The organism is Microvirga aerophila (assembly GCF_003332305.1).
In the GTDB taxonomy this organism is placed as follows: domain Bacteria; phylum Pseudomonadota; class Alphaproteobacteria; order Rhizobiales; family Beijerinckiaceae; genus Microvirga; species Microvirga aerophila.
In genome coordinates this window covers 103,143-120,311 of the sequence record NZ_QOIO01000014.1, presented here as the reverse complement: position 1 = coordinate 120,311, position 17,169 = coordinate 103,143, and the positions used below count along the sequence as shown (strand labels likewise).

Genomic DNA, 17,169 nt, shown 5'->3' with positions numbered 1-17,169 from the left:
CGATGGCGCTTGTCCTGGCCGGAGCCGCCCACGCTCAATCCTCTCCCCATTTCGCCGCGGCTATCACGGATAGCATGTCTCCGAATCAGTCCCCTGGAGAAGGCCTTGTAACCGTTGCTGCCGAAGGCCGAAATTCTACATCTGCCTGTTAGCGGTCGAGGATTTGACCTGCGAGATCTGTGGGCCCGGAATGTCGCCTTCTGGCACTGGGCGGACCTTAGCCGGACTTCCGTGTTCGGGCCGCAAGCAGACCTATACACGGCCACGCCTAAAGACGGCGTTGATCGAGTGTGTCAGAACGGGATCAAGCCCCGCCATGACGAATTGCTTATACGACCCTATCGACCTTTACCGGGGCCCCACCTACCGAGCTGTGCTAGGAATCTAATTCTGCCCACGGAGCGGCCCGTCCGTTTTTTTGCCACGGCCCATTGAGGTTCTTCAATCGGCAGGGCAGGTTTTGGTCTGGCTCGTGCCGGTCGAAGATCCCCAGCGCGAAATCTATGAAGCTGCGGAGCTTCGGCGTGACCCGCCTGTCCGGCGTATGGAGAGGGTGCATCGGCTAGGGTGTGGCGCTGAATTCTGGCAGCACCACCATGAGCCTGCCCGCTTCGAGGGTTATCTACTGACTCCAGAGGTTGGAGCGTGAAGCAAAGGCGGCCGGGAGCAGGGCCTCGCCGGTGGTGCTATGTGTGAGGCTGGCAAATCCGAGCATTCCGGACGATAATCTCGCGCGTAGGATGCAAGCCGTAACTGTCTTTCCAATTTATGACTGCCAAGGCTGGCACCCTTACCGGAGTATCGGGAACGGTCGAAACGAAAATTCGGCGCATGAAGTGTCTAGGTTTTTGTCCAGGTTGCCCAAAGCCAGCTTCCAAACAGTTGCAGATCCGATGACGAATGCACCGTGAGATACTGCTTCGCAAGCAGTCGGTCGTCTGCCTTCTAAGCAGTAGGTCGCAGGTTCGAGCCCTGCCGGGGTCGCCATTACCTCCACGTCCGAGGGCAGCCGATGGAATGCCCGACTGTTTCGCGACTATTTCCGAGGCCTCCCGAACCTTGCCCGTCCCGAGATTGGCCGGAACCTTGCCTCAGCTGAACCGTTAGCGAACGTTTATTGCTGGCTGCTGCACCATGCGACGAAGGTGACTTGGAGGCTATTCGCCTTGCCTGGTCAAACCGGCGGCAGCGCCCGACTGGCAGTTCGAGGGAGGTCTGATTTGAGTGCGCCCCAACGTGATTCATCAGCACTGCCCGAGCGAATCCCAGTCACTCTCACGATCAACGGCGAGACGAAGCGGCTGGAGGTTCTGCCGTGGACCGTTCTGCTCGACCTTCTGCGCGATCATCTCAACCTGACCGGCACGAAAAAGGGCTGCGATCACGGGCAGTGCGGAGCCTGTACGGTTCTCATCGACGGTAAGCGGATCAATTCGTGCATGGCCTTTGCGGTGATGAAAGACGGATCCAGCATCACAACCATCGAAGGCCTTGCGACGGATGGTGGGCTGCATCCCCTGCAGCAGGCATTCATCGACCACGATGCCTTCCAGTGTGGCTACTGCACTCCGGGTCAGGTCTGTTCCGGCGTTGGTCTCATCCAGGAGGGCAGGGCGCAAACCCGGGACGAGATCCGCGAGCTCATGAGCGGCAACATCTGCCGCTGTGGCGCCTATACCAACATCGTCGATGCAATCGAGCAGGTGATCGGCTCAAACGCCCGGGAGGCAAAGCCATGAACCGCTTCTCCTACGTGCGGGCGGAAAGCATCGACGAGGCTGTTCGCGAGGTCGTGACCGATCCCACTGCGCGTTTCATCGCGGGCGGCACCAACCTCATCGACCTGATGAAATACAACGTGGAGCGTCCGGAGCGGCTCATCGACATCACCCGTCTACCGCTCAACGAGATTGAGGAGACCGACGGAGGTGGTCTTCGTGTCGGGGCTTTGGTGACGAATGACGCTGCCGCTCATGATCCTCGTATCCAGGCGCGATACCCGTTGCTGTCCAGCGCAATCATGGCCGGCGCCTCGCCACAGCTTCGCAACGCCGCCACCACCGGCGGCAACCTTCTTCAGCGGACCCGCTGCTACTATTTCTACGACTCTGGAACCCCATGCAACAAGCGTGAGCCCGGCACAGGGTGCCCCGCATCCTTCGGGCGCAACCGCATTCACGCGATCCTGGGCACGAGCAACCATTGCATCGCGACGCATCCGTCCGACATGTGCGTTGCTCTGGCTGCGCTGGAAGCAGTTGTTCACGTTGCGGGTCCCGATGGAACGCGAGCAATCTCCATGGCGGATTTCCACCGTCTGCCTGGAGACACACCCGAGATCGACACCAACCTGCGGCATGGTGAGATGATCCTTGCGGTAGAACTCCCGCCAGCGGATTTCGGCACGAACTACACCTATTTGAAGTTACGCGACCGTCTGTCCTACGCATTCGCGCTCGTGTCGGTTGCGGCCGCGTTGCGGATAGACGGGAGGACGATCGCGGAGGCACGGCTCGCCCTCGGAGGCGTTGCCCATAAGCCCTGGCGCGACTCTGAGGCCGAGAACATGCTTCGTGGCCAGGCCGCATCCGCTGAGCGCTTTGCAGATGTGGCTGATTACATCCTCAGGGACGCGAAAGCCTTTGACGACAACGCCTTCAAGATTGACCTCGCCCGGCGCGCGATCGTCACAGCGCTCTCTCAGGCCGCCGCGGGAACCCCTCAGTCGCAGACCGACAAGCGAATTCAGTAAGGACAAGGCCAATGTTGCAGGCGAACGGTTATATCGGCGTTCCCCAGAACCGGGTCGACGGACGGGCCAAGGTCACTGGCGCGGCTCAATACGCTGCTGAATTCGATGCGCCGAACCTTGCTTACGGCATCGTTGTATCGAGCGCGATTGCGAAAGGGCGGATAACGTCCATCGACGCGTCGGCGGCCTTGGCGGTGCCAGGCGTGATACAGGTCTTCACGCACGAGAACCGCTCGCGTACGGCTTGGTTTGATCGCAGTTATCGAGACGAAACCGCTCCTCCGGGATCTCCGTTTCGGCCGCTTTATGACGACGCGGTCGTCTACAGCGGCCAGCCGGTGGCTCTCGTCGTCGCCGAAGAATACGAGATCGCCGCTTGTGCGGCGTCCCTCGTGCAGATCGAGTATGAAACCGACACGCACCTGACGGACATCGATCTCGCTAAGAACGAAGCCTATGCGCCGCCCCGCAAGCGGTCGGGCGTCAAGGAGCCCCCGAGCCCCCGCGGAGATGCGGAGGAGGCTTTCGTTCAGGCTCCCGTGAAGATTCATCATGAGTACCGGGTCGCTATCGAGCATCACAACCCGATGGAGCCCCATGCCTCAACGGTCATCTATCAGGAGGGAGGCAAGCTCGTCATCCACGACAAGACCCAGGGCGCGCAGAATAGTCAGAGCTATGTCGCAAGCGTCTTCGGTCTGTCCAGCGATGACGTGCAGGTCGTTGCGCCCTTTGTCGGCGGAGCATTCGGCTCGGGCCTGCGCCCGCAATATCAGCTGTTTCTCGCTGTCATGGCTGCGCTTGAACTCAAGCGGTCCATCCGGGTCGTGCTGACCCGCGACCAGATGTTTACCTTCGGCTATCGGCCTTTGACGATACAGACCATTTCATTAGGCGCGGGACCCGATGGCAAGTTGCAATCGATCATGCACGACGCCATCCAAACAACCTCACCCTGGGAGGATTACCAGGAGGTGGTAGTGAACTGGTCGAACCTGCTCTACCACTGCGACAACGTCAAGCTGACGTACAAGCTGGCGCAGGTCGATACCTATACGCCCATCGACATGCGGGCGCCCGGAGCGGCCATCGGCGTCACGGCGATCGAAACCGCTATGGACGAGCTTGCCTATGCAACCGGCATCGATCCCATCGAACTTCGCTTGCGGAATTATACCGAGACGGACGAAGCTAACAAGAAGGGCTTTACCAGCAAGGAGCTCAGGGCCTGCTACCAGATCGGCGCGGAGCGCTTCGGCTGGAGCAAACGCAATCCTGAGCCCCGCTCCATGCGCGACGGACGAGAACTGGTCGGATGGGGAATGGCGACGGGCGTCTGGGAAGCGATCATGCAGAAGACGGCAGCCCGCGCTGTTCTCACGCAAGATGGAAAACTTGAGGTTTCCTCTGCAACTGCAGATATCGGAACCGGCACATATACGATCCTGACCCAGATCGCCGCCGACACGCTTGGCGTCAACATGGAGGATGTCACCGCACGGATCGGGGATTCAAGCTTGCCGAAATCGCCTGTGCAGGGCGGTTCCTGGACCGCTGCCTCGGCCGGTTCCGCCGTACAGACGGCCTGTCAGACCGTTCGGGAGAAGCTCTTTAAATATGCCCGCCAGATGGACGATTCACCTCTGGCCAATGCAAGCATCGAACAGGTGACCTTCGCGAATGGAAAGATCCTGCTAACGAACGATCCAAGCTCCAGCGTCACCTTTGCTCAAGCAATGCAGGCTGGCGGCGTTGACCGAATCGAAGCCGAAGAAAAGGCAAGTCCCAGCCTACAGACGAGCATGAGCTATTCGGGCTACTCGCATTCGGCTGTTTTCGCGGAGGTGAGGGTGGACGAGGGACTCGGCATCGTTCGCGTCACACGGATCGTGAACGCGGTCGCGGCGGGTACCATTCTCAATCCCAAGACGGCACGCAGTCAGATCCTGGGCGGCGTCGTTTTCGGCATCGGGATGGCGCTTGAGGAAGAGTCGATGCTCGACCACAACCTTGGGCGCTTCATGAACCATAGTCTGGCTGAATATCATGTGCCGGTGAATGCCGACATCTACGATATCGACGTGATCTTCGTGTCGGAGCATGAAGACAAGCTGAACCCGATGGGTGTCAAAGGGGTCGGTGAGATCGGCGTTGTGGGAACCGCAGCGGCGATCGGAAATGCGATCTATCACGCAACAGGCAAACGCATCCGCGACTACCCGATCACCATCGACAAGCTGCTCAAGTAGTAAGCTTGCCCATTCTATCGAAGCCCAGCCCCACGACCTCGAAGGACCGAGCTCAGTTCAAGCCGCCGCTCGAACGATCACGGCGGTCGAAACACTTCGATCCTTGATCTAATGCCTCGCCGGCTATTGGACTGGAACCCGCCAGATTTCTTCGGCATATTCACGGATCGTGCGATCCGAGGAGAACCACGCGACCCTGGCTGTGTTCAATATGCTTGCGCGCCACCAAGCCGAAGGCGACTGCCATAGATCGTCCACTTGGCGCTGAGCCGCCCAATATGCATCGAAATCGGCTGTGACCATGAAGAGGTCATCGACCGCGAGGGCATGGAGCAAGGGATCGAAGCGGTGCGGCTCATCAGGCGAGAAAGTGCCGACCCTTATCAGTTCCAGTGCTCCTCGAAGCCGCGCCGACCATGCATCAGGCTCCTGATGCGCCGTGCTCCTGCGACGAGCTTCTACTTCCTGAGCCGTCAGGCCGAAGATGAAGATGTTCTCGGCGCCAACGCACTCGCGGATTTCCACGTTGGCTCCATCGAGCGTGCCGATGGTGAGCGCGCCGTTGAGCGCAAGTTTCATATTGCCTGTCCCGGACGCTTCCATGCCGGCGGTCGAGATCTGCTCGGATAGATCCGCGGCGGGTACAATGGCCTCGGCGAGGCTGACATTGTAGTTTGGAAGGAAGACGACTTTCAGCCTTCCCGCTACGAGTGGGTCGCTGTTGATGACCTTCGCTACATCGTTGGCAAGCTTGATGATCAGCTTCGCCTGGTGATAGCTCGCGGCGGCTTTGCCGGCAAGGATCTTCACGCGGGGAACCCAGTGCCGCTCGGGCTCGGCGCGAATGGCGCTATAGAGTGCAATCGCTTCCAAGATATTCAAAAGCTGCCGCTTGTATTCGTGGATGCGCTTGATTTGCACATCGAACAGAGCGTCCGGACTGATTGTCTCACCGAGGAGCTCGGCCACGACCTTCGCGAGGTCTGCTTTGGCGGCAGCCCGCTGTTTCCTGAACAGATTCTGGAAAGCTTGATCGTCCGCGAGCTTTTCTAGGCCGAGGAGGGCATCAGGCTGGTCGAGGACCTCTTCGCCAAGCTCATCGACCAGGAGTGCGCTTAAGCGTGGGTTCGCCTGATGGAGCCAGCGCCTGAAGGTGATCCCGTTCGTCTTGTTGACAATCCGCGTCGGATAGACGGCGTGGAGGTCGCGGAACACGGTCTGGCGCATGAGCTGAGTATGGAGCGCAGACACCCCATTGACCTTGTTGGCTCCGATGAACGCAAGATGGCCCATGCGAACATAACGCCCGCCGCTCTCGTCGATTACCGACAGCGACTTGACAAGATCGACGTCGATCTCACCGCGGGTGAGGGGTTCAAGGTGCAGCCAATTGATCTGGTAAATGATCTGAAGGTGGCGCGGAAGGACGCGCTCCAGCAACGATACGGGCCACCGCTCGAGAGCCTCCGGCAATAGAGTATGGTTCGTGTAGTTCAGGGTCTTGGTCGTAATGGCCCACGCGTCCTCCCAGTGGAAGCGATGCTCGTCGATGAGGAGCCGCATCAGCTCGGCGACGGCGATGGCCGGATGCGTGTCGTTGAGCTGGAGAGCAGCGTAATCGGGCAGAGTGGCGAGATCGCCATGGAGACGGATGTGGCGGGCCAGCAAATCCTGCAAGGACGCGGAGGTGAAGAAGAATTCTTGGCGCAGGCGCAGCTCCCGCCCGGCATCCGTCGTGTCTCCCGGGTAGAGCACGCGGGAGATCGCTTCGACTCGCGTCCGGCTCGCGAGCGCGCCCACATGGTCGCCCATGTTGAACGCATCAAGCAACAGGCATTCGGTTGCCCGCGCTGACCAGAGCCGCAGAGCATTCACGTGACGCCCTCGCCAGCCGACAATCGGCGTGTCGTATGCGACGGCTTGCACCGTCTCGGCCGGGATCCAGACGAAGGCTCGTGATCCGTCAGGAGCCTGAACCTCCTCGGACGTGCCCCCGAAACCGACAGGGTGGATCACGTCCGACCGCTCGAACTCCCACGGGTTGCCCTGGCACAGCCAATCCTCAGGCTGCTCGTATTGCCGCCCATCGAGAATGATTTGGCGGAAAAGACCGTGCTCGTAGCGGATACCGTACCCGTAAGCCGGCACCTCAAGGCTCGCCATGCTTTCCATGAAGCAGGCCGCAAGACGGCCCAGACCGCCATTTCCAAGAGCGGCATCGGGCTCGATGGAGCGAAGCTCGTCCAAGTCGACGCCAAGACCTGCAAGAGCTTCCCGTACGGGCTCGGTTAGGCGGAGGTTGTGCAGGGTATCGGACAGGAGCCGTCCGATCAGAAACTCGAGAGAAAGATAGTAAACGTGCTTGCGGCCGGCCTGACCGTCAGCCCCATGGGAGGACGCCCACCGATCGACGATACGATCCCGTACCGCCAGAGCTGTGGCCACGAACCAGTCTCGGTCCTTCGCATGGGCGGGGGTTGTCCCGACGGCATAGGTCAGCTTGGCCAGAATGGCGTTTCGGAGAACGAGCACGGCGCTTTCATCTATGGGAAGCGCGGCTGTGACGATGTCCTTGGGAACTACTGACGAGGACCTGTCGTCGAATTCCAGCGTGGCCAATGAATTCTGATCTAAGCCTTGCACGAGTAACCTATAATCTTTCTACGTCAGACGAAATAAACAATCTGAACGTATAATCATCAATACTCCCTGTTCGGGGAGTGAGCATCGACTTGACAATAACATTCACCGACAATGCTTAAAACGGTGCTAAACCGTGGCGGCCCGCCGCACTCGAATGAATCTAGCGGATCGCTCGTTTGACCCTAACAGAGCCTCTGAAGAAGTAACCTCATCTTTGACGGCCGTGACGACGCAGCGTACAGGCTCAACGTCCAGCCTTCGCAACCCGCAGCCTATATACCCAAACAACAGCTTTGGTCTCCTGACCGGATGTGTCGAGGACGATCGAATTGGGTCCCTCGTGGATTTGCTATCGCTTCCAAACCTGCGACACGGAGGCGCGAAATTGCATAACATTGCTTTCGGTTGATAGCAGGAACGGCCTGCGCGCCTGAAGTGGCTCTTGAGAGAGTTTCATTCACTTGTTGCGTGTCCGCTGCGTCGCGGATAGGCGCGCTCCATCTTCCGATGATGTTGGTTTTGCCAGGAACAAAGGCGTCCAGGTGCTGTTTTTCTGACGGGGAACTCTACCGGTCTAGGTCGGCTTGCGACTGTTTGCCGGCTGCGAGGTCGCCACCGATTGATCAGACCGAACAGCAACGGGCGAAATCGTGTCATCAGAAGAAGGCCACCTCACAGATCATTCGTTGCAGTCGGGGGAATCCAGATCCGCGGCGCCGCGGATCTATTATGTCCATCCACTGCTCGCAGGTCAGGTCGATGCATGGGACAAGACGTTCGACCACGCGGCCGAGTTAGGATTTGACACCGTACTGACAGCCCCGCTATTCGCGCCAGGTCGCGGCGGTAGCGTTTTTCTGACTGGTGACGCGGACAGAATTCATCCTGCACTTGGCGGAGGGGATGCATCAACAGAGATCGCACGACTTGTCGAGAAGGCACGCGCGCGGGGCCTGTCTCTTATGCTCGACCTGGTTGCGGACCGTGTCGCAGCTGACAGCCGGATTGCTCGCGATCTCGGTTTAGACGCCTCGGATATGGATATCCTTGATCCACGCCTTGATCCGGCTGACCGCGACGCGGTGGTCATACCGTTCGACAGCGGGGCGCCTGTTCATGCTGATTATATAACCTTGCTGAACGATCGAACACGGCGGCTCATTGAGGCGGGCATCTCTGGATTCCGCTGCCTTCACGTCGACAATGTGCCGCCTGCCGTTTGGGCGCAGTTGATCGAAGCCGCGCGGGACAAGTCGTCAAACGTGCGTTTTCTTGCCTGGACGCCGGGGACGCGCTCTGAAACGCGAGGCGAGCTGCGCGAAGCTGGATTTGACGGTGTATTCTCGTCACTCTGCTGGTGGGACTTCCGAGAGAGCTGGATCGTCGATGAACACGATCTCCACCGCAGCATCGGCCATGAGATTGCGTTCCCGGAAGCGCCTTTTGACAAGCGCCTGGCGCGCCAGGTCGAAACGCAAGAAATTCTGGAGCGTCGGGCCATCCGTGCTTTGTGGCTTGCCGCCGCGGCCGGAGACGGACTTCTCGTGCCCATGGGGTTCGAGTTCGGATGCCGGGACCGGTACGAGCCAGACCACGGCGATGGCATGGGCATCGCCGGGCTGCGGGATAAGGGGAATATCGACATCTCCCGAGATGTAAAGGCCGCGAATGAGTATCTCGCACGAGATGATGGACGGTTCTCGCGCAAGCCTACAAGAGCCCTCATCGACCAGGCTTCACCCGTGACTGCAGTCATAAGAGTCGACGCGGAAGACGTTCGTCATGCGAACGCGGCTCGGCTTATCCTGGTGAACGCGGACCTTCGACGCAGCACCGAGGCGGCGGGATCCTTTTTGGTGTCCGAGGTTGGATCTCGTTTCGTCACGTTCCGCGATGTCCGGGAGGATGGGCTCGAACTGACGCCAGCCAGCACTGTCAGGCTCCGGCCCGGCGAGATCACGATTCTTGAGGGGCACCCTCTGACGAGCATCAAGTCGGCTGTTCCCGCTGTGTCGGTTGACGATGCAATCGTCGCGCCACGGCTTATCATCGAGAATATCACGCCGGCAGTGGGTGGCGGCGAGTTTCCGGTCAAGAGGATCGTCGGCGAGCTTGTTCGTGTCGAAGCGGACATCTTCGGCGATGGACACGATCCGCTGGCGGCCTCGCTGCTCTGGCGTGCGGCCGATGAGTCGCAGTGGCGCGAGGCTCCTATGACGCTCGTGGTCAACGACCGGTGGCGTGGGAGCTTTCCGCTGGAACGGATGGGACGGTACGAATTCGCCGTTGAAACGTGGCGCAACCCGTTCGCCATCTTCCACTCGGAACTGGTCAAGAAAAACGACGCGGGCCTCGACGTGACCCTCGAACTGGAGGAGGGACGCCTCCTGATCGAGGAGATCCTTTCGCAGACGCACGGCGATGTTGCGGACCGGGTCCGCCCGATTGCTGAAAGGCTCGCGGGGGCTGATTACACGGTCCGTCTGGATATATTGTTGGCCTCCGACACATTGGACGTGATGACGTCGGCGGACCCCCGGCCTTATCGTTTGCGATCGACGCCGATTCCTCTTGATGCCGAGCGCACGGCGGCAGGCTTCGCGAGCTGGTACGAGCTATTTCCACGCTCGCAAAGCGGTGATCCCAACAGGCATGGTACCTTCGACGACGTGATCCGCCGGCTCCCGGCCATTCGCGACATGGGTTTCGACGTCCTTTACCTGACCCCGATTCATCCGATCGGCCGCACGCACCGGAAAGGGAAGAACAACAGCCTCACAGCGGGGCCTGACGATCCTGGCAGTCCCTATGCGATCGGCTCTGAGGCCGGCGGTCATGACGCCATTCATCCGGAGCTCGGTACTTTCGAGGATTTCAGGCGACTTGTCTCGGCTGCCGCTGAGCATGGGCTGGAATTGGCGCTTGATATTGCCGTACAGGCCTCACCTGATCACCCCTGGCTGAAAGAGCACCCGGGCTGGTTCGATTGGCGGCCTGATGGCAGCATCAAATACGCCGAAAATCCTCCGAAAAAGTACGAGGACATCGTCAACGTCGACTTCTATGCCAAGGGAGCGATGCCGTCCCTGTGGGTGGAATTGAGGGACATGATCCTGCTTTGGGTAGAGCAGGGCGTTAAGCTCTTTCGCATCGACAATCCGCACACGAAGCCGTTCCCGTTCTGGGAGTGGCTCATCGCCGATGTCCGTCGCGACCACCCGGACGTGGCCTTCCTGTCCGAGGCCTTCACACGCCCGAAGGTCATGTACCGCCTCGCCAAGATTGGATTCTCGCAGTCGTATACCTACTTCACTTGGCGCAACACGAAATCGGAACTGACGGAATATCTGACGGAACTCACCCAGACGGCCCCGAAGGATTTCTTCCGCCCGCATTTCTTCGTGAATACGCCCGATATCAATCCCGACTTCCTGCAGAACGCACCGCGGTCGGCTTATCTGATCCGCACGGCACTTGCGACGACACTCTCAGGGTTGTGGGGCATGTATAGCGGCTTCGAGCTTTGCGAGGGCAGGCCGGACGCGAAGAAAAAGGAATATGCCGACAGCGAGAAATACGAGATAAGGGCCTGGGATTGGAACCGCGCCGGCAACATCATCGGCGAGATCTCAAGTCTGAACCGGATCCGGCGCGACAATCCGGCGCTTCACTCGCATCATGGCGTCACGTTCCTCAACGCCTGGAACGACAACATTCTGTTCTTCGAGAAGGCGACCCCCGGCCGGGAGAACGTTCTGCTCGTGGCGATCAGCCTCGACCCCCACAACGTTCAGGAAGCCGACGTGGAGATCCCGCTCTGGCATTTTGGCCTGCCCGATCATGGATCCCTCGCTGTGGAGGATCTCATGCGGCATCAGCGCTTTACCTGGACTGGCAAGACTCAGCGCGTGCGGTGCGATCCGGGGGAACTTCCTTTCTCGATTTGGCGTGTTGCTCCGAAGGACTAGAGAATGCTCAAGAAGAACGATACGTCGACCAAAGCCGCCAGTTCGTCGCTCGGCAACGATCCGCTCTGGTACAAAGATGCGATCATCTACCAGCTGCACGTGAAGTCATTTTTCGATGCCAATAATGACGGCATCGGAGATTTCGCGGGCCTGCTGGCCAAGCTGGATTATATTGCGTCTCTTGGCGTCAACACGGTCTGGCTGTTGCCCTTCTATCCTTCGCCGCGCCTTGATGACGGCTACGACATCGCCGAATACCGGGATGTGAGCTCGGACTATGGAACCCTGAAGGAGTTCAAGGCCTTCGTGCGCGAAGCTCATGCGCGGGGATTGCGGGTGATTACGGAACTCGTGATCAACCACACATCCGATCAGCATCCCTGGTTTCAGCGCGCCCGACGCGCGAAGCCTGGTTCAAGTGATCGCGACTTTTATGTCTGGTCGGATACGGATCACAAATACCCCGAGACGCGCATCATCTTTCTCGACACGGAGAAATCGAACTGGACCTGGGACTCGACCGCTGGAGCCTATTTCTGGCACCGCTTCTACTCCCACCAGCCCGATCTCAACTTCGACAATCCGCGCGTTCTCAAGGAAGTCTTGAGCGTCATGCGCTTCTGGCTCGATATGGGAATCGACGGCCTGCGCTTGGATGCGATTCCCTATCTGGTGGAGCGCGAGGGAACCAATAACGAGAACCTTCCGGAAACCCATGTGGTCCTGAAGAAGATCCGTGCGGCTCTCGATGCGACCTACCCGGACCGAATGCTGCTGGCCGAAGCCAACCAATGGCCCGAGGACACGCAGGAATATTTCGGCGATGGCGATGAGTGCCATATGGCATTCCACTTCCCACTCATGCCGCGCATGTACATGGCCATTGCCAGGGAAGACCGCTTCCCGATTACGGACATTCTCCGTCAGACGCCGGAAATTCCAGAGAATTGCCAGTGGGCGGTGTTCCTCCGCAACCATGACGAGCTGACTCTCGAAATGGTGACGGACGAGGAGCGCGACTATCTCTGGGATACCTATGCGGCTGACAAGAGAGCCCGCATCAACCTCGGGATTCGCCGCAGGCTGGCCCCCTTGATGCAGCGCGACCGCCGTCGCATCGAGCTGATGAATGCGCTTCTCCTGTCCATGCCCGGAACGCCCGTCATCTATTATGGCGATGAGATCGGCATGGGCGACAACATCCATCTGGGCGATCGGGATGGGGTCAGAACGCCCATGCAATGGTCGCCGGATCGAAACGGCGGCTTCTCGCGGGCAGACCCCGCGAGCCAGGTCTTGCCGCCGATCATGGATCCTCTCTACGGCTTCGAGGCCGTCAATGTGGAGGCGCAGAGCCGCGATCAGCACTCGCTCCTCAACTGGATGCGCCGCATGTTGTCGCTTCGAGGAAGCCACCACGCCTTCGGCCGGGGAACGTTCCGACTTCTTTATCCGTCGAACCGCAAGGTCCTGGCTTACCTGCGCGAGCATGAAGGTGAAACGATCCTCTGCGTCGCAAACCTTTCGCGTACCCCTCAGGCGGTCGAGCTTGATCTGTCCGCCTTCGCAGGCCAGGTGCCGATCGAGATGACGGGACCGTCGCCGTTTCCACCTATCGGGCAGCTGACCTACATGCTGACGCTGCCGCCATACGGGTTCTATTGGTTCCAGCTGATTTCGGAAGCCGACAGCCCCAAATGGAGAACGTCGCCTCCGGAGCAGTTGCCGGAGTTCACTACCTTGGTTCTGCGCGGGAAACTTCAGGAAATCCTGGAAGACCGGCATTCCCAGGTGATCGCGCGGGATATCCTGCCAACCTATCTTCCGATCCGGCGCTGGTTCGCGTCGAAGAACGAGGACCTGTCAGAGACCCGGATTTCCTGGGCCGTGCCGATGCCGTTTGCCGAAGACGTGCTGATCGCGGAGATCGAGGCCACCGTAGGTGACCGCACCGAGTGCTATTCCATGCCGCTCGGGATTGCGTGGGAAAAGGACAGCACGTCGCCCCTGCCGCAGCAGCTTGCCCTGGCGCGCGTTCGAAGAGGGGCCCGGGTCGGCTTCTTGACGGATGGTTTCGCGTTGGAGCGCTGGGCCCACGGGGTTCTTCGCGCCCTGTGCGAGCGCGCGAGCGTCTCGACTCCCGACGGTCAGATCCAGTTTTTAGGGACCTCCCAGCTGGATTGCATGGAGGTCACACCGGACGCTTCCATTCGCTGGCTCTCCGCCGAACAGTCGAACAGCTCCCTGATCGTCGGCGATCTCGCCATGATCAAGCTCGTGCGACGGGTATTCGCCGGCATTCATCCGGAAGCGGAGATGACGCAGTATCTGACGAAGGTTGGGTACGAGAACACCGCGCCCCTGCTGGGCCAAATCGTGCGCACGTCGGAGGATGGAACGCCACATACTCTCGCGATCGTACAAGGCGCAATCCGCAACCAGGGCGATGCCTGGAACTGGATGCTTGAGAACCTCAAGCGTACGGTAGAAGAATACGTTTTGATCGAAAATGAGGGGGCACGGGAAGAAGGCATCTTCATCACCCTGGAGAATTTTGCCTCGGTGGTCGGGCGCAGGCTCGGCGAGCTCCATGTGGCGCTGGCCGGCTCGTCCGATGATCCTGCCTTCGCTCCGGTCGAGGCTGATTCGGACGCGATCGCAGGCTGGAAGACCCGGGCGCGCGATCAACTCCTGTCGGCTTTCGATCTGCTGGAGGGAATGGATCAGGATCTTGATCCGGAGGCTAGCCGTCTGGCCGGGAGGCTTCTCGCGCAGCGCGATCAGCTCGTCTCGGCCGTCGACCGTCTGGCGGACAGCGGTCGCGGCACCCTTCTGACGCGAATCCACGGGGACTTTCATCTCGGGCAGGTTCTCGTTGCCCAAGGGGATGCTTACATCATCGACTTCGAGGGCGAACCTCTTCGAGGCCTCGAGGAGCGGCGGGCGAAGACAAGCCCTCTCCGCGATGTCGCCGGCCTGTTGCGGTCTCTCGATTATGTGGCAGTTTCCGTTGCGACACCGGATGAGGAGATGTCATCGCAGCAGTTCCGTGATGTTCGCGCCGCGCTCCTCAAGCGCTTCCACGCGGAAGCCCAGAAGGCTTTTCTGGACGGTTATTGGGAGGTCGTCGCCGAGGCTCCCCACCTGGGATACTTTGACGGGAAGCGCGATTTGCTGCTTGACCTGTTCCTGCTCGAAAAAGCCGCGTATGAGATCCATTACGAAGCGGCCAACCGCCCGAAATGGCTGGCGATCCCGCTTCAGGGCTTGGCCAGGATCGCGGACCGTCTCGTAGAGATCGGCAATGGAGAAGATGCATGACGGCAAGACCCGACATATTCCTCGCCGGTCTTGACGAACCACAGATCCAGGCCCTGGTGGAAGGCCGCCACGGCGATCCTTTCTCGGTTCTCGGCCAGCACTCGGCTGGGCCGGGCAGCATCACGCGGGTGTTCCTGCCGGGTGCAATGGCCGTCGAACTCCTGAACCGTGAAACGGGGGCGAGCCTCGGGAAGCTCGAACTCGTTCATCCGGACGGGCTGTTCGCCGGTTATGGCGAGCACTCGGGCACCCACCGGTTGCGGATCTTCTGGCCGGACGCCGTCCAAGAAACGGAAGATCCATATAGCTTTGGGTTGCTGCTCGGCGACCTCGATCTCCATCTGATCGGGCAGGGGACACATTACGAACTCAGCCATGTTCTCGGCGCCCAGCCGATGACGATCGACGGCGTACGAGGCGTCCGCTTCGCCGTTTGGGCCCCCAACGCCCAGCGCGTATCCGTGGTGGGAGATTTCAACAGCTGGGATGGACGACGCAACCCAATGCGCCTGCGCCCGGGCGTTGGAATCTGGGAGCTGTTCATCCCGCGCCTTGGCCCTGGAGAGCGCTACAAATACGAGCTGATCGGACCCTATGGCCAACTGCTTCCCCAGAAAGCCGATCCCGTGGCACGCTCCAGCGAAGCCGCGCCCGGAAGCGCGTCCATCGTTGCGCGGTCCGACCCGTTCCGCTGGACCGACGCCGAATGGATGGCTTCCCGGAGTGAGCGCCAGTCCGAAAGCGCTCCAATTTCCGTATACGAGGTCCATGTCGGGTCATGGTTGCGCATCCCCGAGGATGAAAACCGGAGCCTCGACTGGGGAGAATTATCTAACCGCCTGATTCCTTACGTAAAAGGGCTGGGCTTCACTCACATCGAACTGCTTCCGATCATGGAGCACCCGTTCGGCGGCTCATGGGGCTATCAGCCGCTCGGGCTCTTTGCTCCCACAGGGCGTTACGGGACGCCCGAGGACTTTGCCGGATTCATCGACCGCTGCCACGAAGCTGGCATCGGCGTCATCTTGGACTGGGTCCCGGCTCACTTCCCAACGGACGTTTTCGGCCTGGCTCAGTTCGACGGGACGGCTCTCTATGAGCATCAGGATCCCCGCGAGGGTTTCCACCAGGACTGGAATACGCTCATCTACAACCTGGGCCGCAACGAGGTGAAAGGCTTTCTGATCGCCAGCGCCCTCGACTGGCTGGAGCGCTACCACATCGACGCACTTCGTGTGGATGCGGTCGCTTCCATGCTCTATCGCGACTATAGCCGCCAGGCTGGCGAGTGGATTCCCAACAAATATGGCGGACGGGAAAACCTGGAGGCCATCGAGTTCTTCAAGCACCTCAACAGCATCATCACCCATCGCTGCCATGGCGCGATTACCATCGCGGAGGAATCCACCGCGTGGCCCGGAGTGACTAAGCCCACCGAAGAGGGGGGGCTCGGTTTTGCGTTTAAATGGAACATGGGATGGATGCACGACACGCTCCACTACATGGAGCAAAATCCGATCTACCGCAGCTACAACCACGGCTCCTTCGCGTTCGGCATGGTCTATGCCTATTCGGAGCGGTTCATCCTTCCCTTGTCCCACGATGAGGTCGTGCACGGAAAAGGCTCGTTGATCCGGAAGATGCCCGGGGATGAATGGCAGCGTTTTGCAAACTTGCGCGCCTATTTCGGATACATGTGGGCGCATCCTGGAAAGAAGCTGCTTTTCATGGGAGCCGAAATCGCGCAGGAGCGGGAATGGAACCACGATGCCTCGCTCTCGTGGGAACTTCTGGATCATCCCCTGCACGCGGGCGTCCAAAAACTCGTGCGCGATCTCAACAGGGTCTATGCGGACGAACCAGCGCTCCATGGCACGGACAGCAATCCAAATGGTTTTGCCTGGGCGGTCGTGGACGATCACGCTAACTCGGTGTTCGCCATGTTGAGGTTTTCAAAGGATAAAAGCTCCGTCATCCTGGCCGTGAGCAACATGACCCCTGTTCCGCGGAATCAGTACCGGATTGGCGTTCCCGAACGTGGCGAGTGGCGCGAGATCATGAATACGGATGCGGCTGTTTACGGAGGAAGCAACATGGGGAACGGCAGCGTGGTCTGGAGCGAGGATGCTCCTTCCCACGGACATCCCGCCTCCTTGGCGCTCACCCTGCCGCCGCTCAGCACCATTCTGCTGAAAAAGTTTTAGCGGTCCCTTCGTCCGGGCTTAAGAAGTGCAGC

The 17,169-nt window shown here is 59.8% G+C and carries 7 protein-coding genes; 6 read left to right on the top strand and 1 reads right to left on the bottom strand.

Translation table 11 applies throughout. The features are described from left to right. The first annotated feature begins 1,220 nt into the window (after positions 1 to 1,220). From DRB19_RS10010 to DRB19_RS10000, 3 genes are read left to right on the top strand one after another with little or no spacing between them, the layout of a single operon-like run. The gene (locus DRB19_RS10010) at positions 1,221 to 1,739 is read left to right on the top strand and encodes a (2Fe-2S)-binding protein (RefSeq protein WP_114185898.1); all 519 of its coding nucleotides are present in this window, start codon (positions 1,221 to 1,223) and stop codon (positions 1,737 to 1,739) included. Next, positions 1,736 to 2,752: an FAD binding domain-containing protein gene (locus DRB19_RS10005; protein WP_114185897.1), complete on the top strand. Its 1,017-nt coding sequence runs from the start codon at positions 1,736 to 1,738 to the stop codon at positions 2,750 to 2,752. The genes DRB19_RS10010 and DRB19_RS10005 overlap by 4 nt, the downstream gene beginning before the upstream one ends. A gap of 11 nt (positions 2,753 to 2,763) precedes the next feature. Then, the gene (locus tag DRB19_RS10000; RefSeq protein ID WP_114185896.1) at positions 2,764 to 5,001 is read left to right on the top strand and encodes a xanthine dehydrogenase family protein molybdopterin-binding subunit; all 2,238 of its coding nucleotides are present in this window, start codon (positions 2,764 to 2,766) and stop codon (positions 4,999 to 5,001) included. Between the two features lie 123 nt (positions 5,002 to 5,124). Here DRB19_RS10000 and DRB19_RS09995 read toward each other — a convergent pair whose 3' ends face one another. Then, complete coding sequence (locus DRB19_RS09995) at positions 5,125 to 7,533, bottom strand: glycogen/starch/alpha-glucan phosphorylase (protein WP_245439379.1); 2,409 nt, start codon at positions 7,531 to 7,533, stop codon at positions 5,125 to 5,127. A gap of 1,073 nt (positions 7,534 to 8,606) precedes the next feature. Between DRB19_RS09995 and DRB19_RS09990 the strand changes: the two genes are divergently transcribed. From DRB19_RS09990 to glgB, 3 genes are read left to right on the top strand one after another with little or no spacing between them, the layout of a single operon-like run. Further along, positions 8,607 to 11,612 (top strand): alpha-1,4-glucan--maltose-1-phosphate maltosyltransferase, encoded by a 3,006-nt coding sequence (locus tag DRB19_RS09990; protein ID WP_245439377.1) that lies wholly within the window; start codon positions 8,607 to 8,609, stop codon positions 11,610 to 11,612. Between the two features lie 3 nt (positions 11,613 to 11,615). Beyond that, positions 11,616 to 14,933, top strand: coding sequence for a maltose alpha-D-glucosyltransferase (gene treS / locus DRB19_RS09985; RefSeq protein ID WP_114185894.1), 3,318 nt, complete (start codon positions 11,616 to 11,618; stop codon positions 14,931 to 14,933). Continuing rightward, complete coding sequence (gene glgB, locus DRB19_RS09980; RefSeq protein ID WP_114185893.1) at positions 14,930 to 17,137, top strand: 1,4-alpha-glucan branching protein GlgB; 2,208 nt, start codon at positions 14,930 to 14,932, stop codon at positions 17,135 to 17,137. The genes treS and glgB overlap by 4 nt, the downstream gene beginning before the upstream one ends. The last annotated feature ends 32 nt before the right edge of the window (positions 17,138 to 17,169 follow it).

Bases quoted from the DNA above. Each gene is read 5' to 3' on its own strand.
- DRB19_RS10005 (WP_114185897.1), top strand. From the start codon at position 1,736: ATGAACCGCTTCTCCTACGTGCGGGCGGAAAGCATCGACGAGGCTGTT.
- DRB19_RS10000 (WP_114185896.1), top strand. From the start codon at position 2,764: ATGTTGCAGGCGAACGGTTATATCGGCGTTCCCCAGAACCGGGTCGAC.
- DRB19_RS09990 (WP_245439377.1), top strand. From the start codon at position 8,607: ATGCTCGACCTGGTTGCGGACCGTGTCGCAGCTGACAGCCGGATTGCT.
- treS (WP_114185894.1), top strand. From the start codon at position 11,616: ATGCTCAAGAAGAACGATACGTCGACCAAAGCCGCCAGTTCGTCGCTC.
- glgB (WP_114185893.1), top strand. From the start codon at position 14,930: ATGACGGCAAGACCCGACATATTCCTCGCCGGTCTTGACGAACCACAG.